The organism is Psychrobacter immobilis (genome assembly GCF_904846285.1).
Lineage (GTDB): Bacteria > Pseudomonadota > Gammaproteobacteria > Pseudomonadales > Moraxellaceae > Psychrobacter > Psychrobacter immobilis_D.
Window position 1 is genome coordinate 1 of record NZ_CAJHAD010000048.1, and the last position, 4612, is coordinate 4612.

A 4612-nucleotide genomic window follows, 5' to 3' on the forward strand; every position below is an offset into this window, starting at 1 on the left:
ATGCAAAAGTGCTGTACGGCGATCCTGTGCTCACTGAGCACTTGATTAATACAACTTCTCACATCTCTAAGTACAAGTCAGGCTACTTGTCTTTTAGTGAACGTGCTGATGAGATCAGTGAGACGGATAAAAAGCGCATTATGCAGGAGTTTGAGGCGATCATATTCTGTGGTTTAGAGAGTGATCAGTACGATATCCTGTGGGTGGAGCATGCGGATAAAGACATTGATGAGACTCACCCTGTCGGGCGACTGGAGCTGAACTTTGTGATTGCCTGTCAGGAGCTGCGATCAGGTGATGCTTTTCAGCCGTACTATGAGCCAGCTGACCAAAAAAGGGTCAATGCTTGGAAGAATATTATCAACTCAGAGGTTAAAACTATCAAGGGTGAGCCGTTAAGTGACCCTAATGATCCTGAGCGTAAACGTTTAGTGAATCCCCATAGTGATTATGCGCCACGGCCTACGCCTTTCGATTTAAAAACGTATACGAGAAAAGAGGCTGATAAGGATGAGGAGACTATCGCTGAGCCTCCTAGTCGTCAGCTATTGGAGGAAGCTATTAAACGTCGTCTACTGCTAGATTGGCAACACGGTATGGCTATGAATCGTCAAGGGGTGTTGAATCGCTTGAAGCAGTGGGGTTTGAAGATAAATCGAGGTAATAGCGAGAAGACGTTGTCGGTGACGAGCGATAAGCTCACGGATAAGAACGGTAGACCTATGGGGGTTAGGCTTAAAGGTGGTATGTTTGAAAAGGGGTTTAGTGGTTATCAGTTCGACCCAGATGCAAGAAAGCGTGAGCATTCTCGATACGACAAGAGCGTCAATAGAGAGGATCGCAAGCAGTTAGATGAGCAGCACTTGGCCACTGGAATAGAGATAAAAAAGGCTTATCATCAGGAAAGATATGGAAGTACAGCTATAGCTGAATCATTGGTGTCAGATACAGAGGCTAAGCAAGAGCTAGAAGTCGCTAAACCAGCGCCAACAGAAACGTATAGCCCAAGTTTTAGACCAGGCTTTTGATAGGTGTTCGGTTCCCTAGTGAGGAGTTGAAAATGAAATAATTTTTTATCTTTAGGTCTCATTACGGCATACTAGGGCGCTTAAAAAGAGATATTGTTAATCAAACACATAAAGGCGTAGATATGAGAAAAATAATTGTCTGTTCATTAGCTTGTTTAATATCTGTTTCTGCTAATGCCACTAACTGGATCAAAACAGTTACTGATAAGCAAGGTGTGATTAGCTATATAGATACTGATTCTATAAAGATAATCAATGAAAATACTCAGATAGTCACTGCTTTCTTTAGATACGAGAATTTAAGTAAAGCGAAAAAGATAATTAATAACAAGGTTGTTGACTCTACTAGTTCTAAAATTGCTTTCAACTGTGAAAGTGAAAGCTCTTATATGTTATCTGGCATATTTTATGATTCAAATGGAGCTAATCTTGATTCTTTTAGTAGATCAATCGATGGATCCTTTTCTTCATTCGGAGTAATTCATCCGGACACGTTAGGATATGCAGATATGTACGCGGCTTGCGCTATTGCCGGTTTTAAAAATATTAGTGATTTATGATGATAGGACTATAGCTTCTCAAGTAAAAAAATATCTGCGTTTTCTATAATATCAAACAGCTAATTAACAACTGCCTTTTTATCTTACTCATTTTGTTTGTTACTATTTCCCTTGAAGTCCAATGTGACAGCGTCTTATACTCACACCTATATTACCTTTGTTAAGTCTATAAGGTATACCCCAGCGGAACCAGCTATTTCACCCCAAAAACCTATTAACAGACTACTCAAAACAGACCAATATAAGAGAACCGCTTATAACAGACTGTTCTAGGTGGTCAGTTTTTGTTGTCATCTTGAGAAATCATAGTCTGCTTCATTTCCATCTAAATATTCTCGTATAGGACGTTTCTTACTGAATTTGGAAGCGTCTTTTTTGATCTCACCAACTATAAAATCACTATATGCTGTCCAGTTCTTACCAACATCGCCTTTAGCAAGACCACTATACGTACTTATAAACTCTTTATGACGACTGATACGCCACAGCTGCTTGTCAGATAGTCCGTCAATGGTAAACATATCACCGTTATCAGCGTCACGCAGTTTGATTGTTTTATCAGCTTTAGACTTAGACTTTTCATGCACAGTAAACGTAAAACCTATGATTTTGCGACCTTGCTTTACATTCTCATATTTAACTTTAATATTTGTCTTTTCATTAATCTCATTAACAGCTAAATCAAGAACACGTTTTTTGAAATCTCCCATGTTTTTATATTCATTGACACTGATTCCTAGCTGACCTCTCAATATTTCATAATCAAATATATCTGTCTGTCTAGCACTTAACCATTTTACGATCAGCTCATACAAACGCACAGAGTAGATGCTATTCAGCGTTGCGATGAACTCTAGGTCATATTGTGTGAAGTGTGAGCTTAAACGAGTAATTTCATTAACAACGGCAACAGTAAAAATAACTTCAATACGTCCCTCGCTTTTAACATATCTCACTTGCTGAACCCAGTTTGTCTCAATTTTGCTACCAGTATCATCCAAAAACGTAAAATAACGTGCTCTTAATCCTTTTCCAGCTTGGGCTAGTATCTTGTAGGCAGTATCGATTTGTACATCAAAAGCTTCAGCGTATCGTTTTGCACTTATAGACAGTGGCTTATTGATCTCTAACCCTTGTTCTGTCTCTCTTGCATCAACAATAGCTAGCTGTATTAGACACATCTCCGTTAAAGATAAACTTTGAAAGGCTGTGACAATTCGGTTTGATTTCACGACTAAGTCTTGCACACCATCTTTTTTCTTTCTCTTTTCGTTCATTAGCTTTCCCTGCATCTAGTTGGTAGATTTATATTAATTGACTATTAATATAATTGTCAATTAATAGTCAATTAATATAATGTCTATCAGTGCGGTATAAACGTCCACTTATAACGGTATAAACGTCCACTTATAACGGTATAAACGTCCACTTATAACGGTATAAACGTCCACTTATGAGGATTACATCCATTTATCAGTAAGGTCTATAGCGGACTTAAAAGCTATTAAAAGTATTAAAAGCATTAAAAGCCTTTTTGGTTGTGGATAAGTAATAAAAATAAGGAAAGAATATATAACTAACTTTGAGGCTTGTTTGAATTAGCTAATAGCCTCTCTTTCTCTTGCTTCCTATAAGCATTAACAAAAGGTCGAACACTACTAGGTATAGTCATAAATATCTTATAACCCTTTATCTCCTCATTATTCATACCAAGCTCTTCTTTGATTTGAACTCGTAAGGATCTGATGGTTTCGCGATGACTATTACAGATAAACACATCTAACAGTAGCTTATATTTGGCTAGATCCTTTTTTATTATAGTTAGGACATCCTTGGCTGACATACTGCCCAATGGATCATAATGTGCTGTTAGAAAACTCAGCTTCTTATTATCAACACTCGTACCTAATAACTTTAATATCTGAGCGGCTCTATAAGTGTTTATCTGGCCATGAAGTGATCTTCTATCTCGTACAGGTATGGTTGACACTACTCGCTTGAAAGCATAGTAGTCTTCAGGATAATTTTTAGCTTCCTCATCATAGAAATATAAAGTATGAACCCCGCAAAGATAAGCGATAAATATATTTTTAGCTTCTGATGAGGCACTTCTTAATGCATTCACACGCATCATATTTACCTGACGCTTTGAGTATTGCTTCTCACTCATAACCCATCCTTATCATTCTCAATGTAGTATCTATCATACCTTAATAGCCGTATGTGTATACCTATTTTTATATGTATATAGACAGTGGTTATTTTATATATAGACATTTCTATTAATAGATATACACATACATAAAAAACATATATAGACATTGATATTAATTAGGTATAGACATTATAATTGTAATAAGCTAAATTATCCTAAGCCAGCAGTCACTAGAGGGGGCTATTTATCGCTACCGCAATAATCATCCTATCCCTCTGTGAGCTGGTTAAGGGAGACCCTTAAAACCCCTGCAACCCTCACTTAGGTTATCGTTATGATTGAGTCAAAACCTACTTCACTTGATAAGAGAGCTAAGCGCACTAAAGAGATCGCGATTCGCGTTAATGAGTATGAGCTTGCTGAGATTAAGAAAAGAAACCGCGCGAATACGGTGGCCAGTTGGTTACGAGGATTGGCACTAGGGGTTACTCCTGTTAAGCCGGTTGACCCTGAATTGGTGCGTCAGTTGGGCAGGATTGGTAGTAATTTAAACCAGATAACGAAGCAGGTGAATATCGAACGGCAGGTTGATGCTGAAGTATTGGGTGAGATTAAAGCCATTAGAGCGCAGCTGCATGTGCTGATAGAGAATAGTATTGAATACTCAAAGGCAGCTGCGAGGGATAGTGATGATCGTTAAGTTCTCTCACCATGGTAAAGGCAAAGCGAGTGGCGTTTTAAACTACCTATTGAAAGAGAAGGGGGATAAGGGTGCTCTTGTGCCTAGAGTGCATGCAAAAGTGCTGTACGGCGATCCTGTGCTCACTGAGCACTTGATTAATACAACTTCTCACATCTCTAAGTACAAG

5 protein-coding genes are annotated in these 4612 nt (G+C 38.2%); 3 read left to right on the forward strand and 2 right to left on the reverse strand.

Annotated features, from left to right (window positions below):
* Both JMX13_RS13375 and JMX13_RS13380 read left to right on the forward strand, forming a co-directional pair.
* Positions 1-1028: relaxase (locus tag JMX13_RS13375; RefSeq protein WP_201613295.1), on the forward strand; the 1028-nt coding region annotated here is incomplete at its 5' end.
* 122 nt (positions 1029-1150) lie between these two features.
* Positions 1151-1588 (forward strand): surface-adhesin E family protein, encoded by a 438-nt coding sequence (locus JMX13_RS13380; RefSeq protein ID WP_201613296.1) that lies wholly within the window; start codon positions 1151-1153, stop codon positions 1586-1588.
* 290 nt (positions 1589-1878) lie between these two features.
* Here JMX13_RS13380 and repM read toward each other — a convergent pair whose 3' ends face one another.
* The gene (repM, locus tag JMX13_RS13385) at positions 1879-2865 is read right to left on the reverse strand and encodes a replication initiation protein RepM (RefSeq protein ID WP_201613298.1); all 987 of its coding nucleotides are present in this window, start codon (positions 2863-2865) and stop codon (positions 1879-1881) included.
* A gap of 299 nt (positions 2866-3164) precedes the next feature.
* Positions 3165-3758 carry a hypothetical protein gene (locus JMX13_RS13390; protein ID WP_201613299.1) on the reverse strand — a complete coding sequence of 198 codons (594 nt, stop codon included), beginning with the start codon at positions 3756-3758 and terminating at the stop codon, positions 3165-3167.
* Positions 3759-4077: 319 nt separating this feature from the next.
* Between JMX13_RS13390 and JMX13_RS13395 the strand changes: the two genes are divergently transcribed.
* On the forward strand, positions 4078-4443 hold the full coding sequence (locus JMX13_RS13395) for a plasmid mobilization protein (protein WP_201613302.1): 366 nt from the start codon (positions 4078-4080) through the stop codon (positions 4441-4443).
* The last annotated feature ends 169 nt before the right edge of the window (positions 4444-4612 follow it).

Coding starts and splice junctions, on each gene's coding strand:
- JMX13_RS13390 (WP_201613299.1), bottom strand. CDS start 3,758: ATGAGTGAGAAGCAATACTCAAAGCGTCAGGTAAATATGATGCGTGTG.
- repM (WP_201613298.1), bottom strand. CDS start 2,865: ATGAACGAAAAGAGAAAGAAAAAAGATGGTGTGCAAGACTTAGTCGTG.
- JMX13_RS13380 (WP_201613296.1), top strand. CDS start 1,151: ATGAGAAAAATAATTGTCTGTTCATTAGCTTGTTTAATATCTGTTTCT.
- JMX13_RS13395 (WP_201613302.1), top strand. CDS start 4,078: ATGATTGAGTCAAAACCTACTTCACTTGATAAGAGAGCTAAGCGCACT.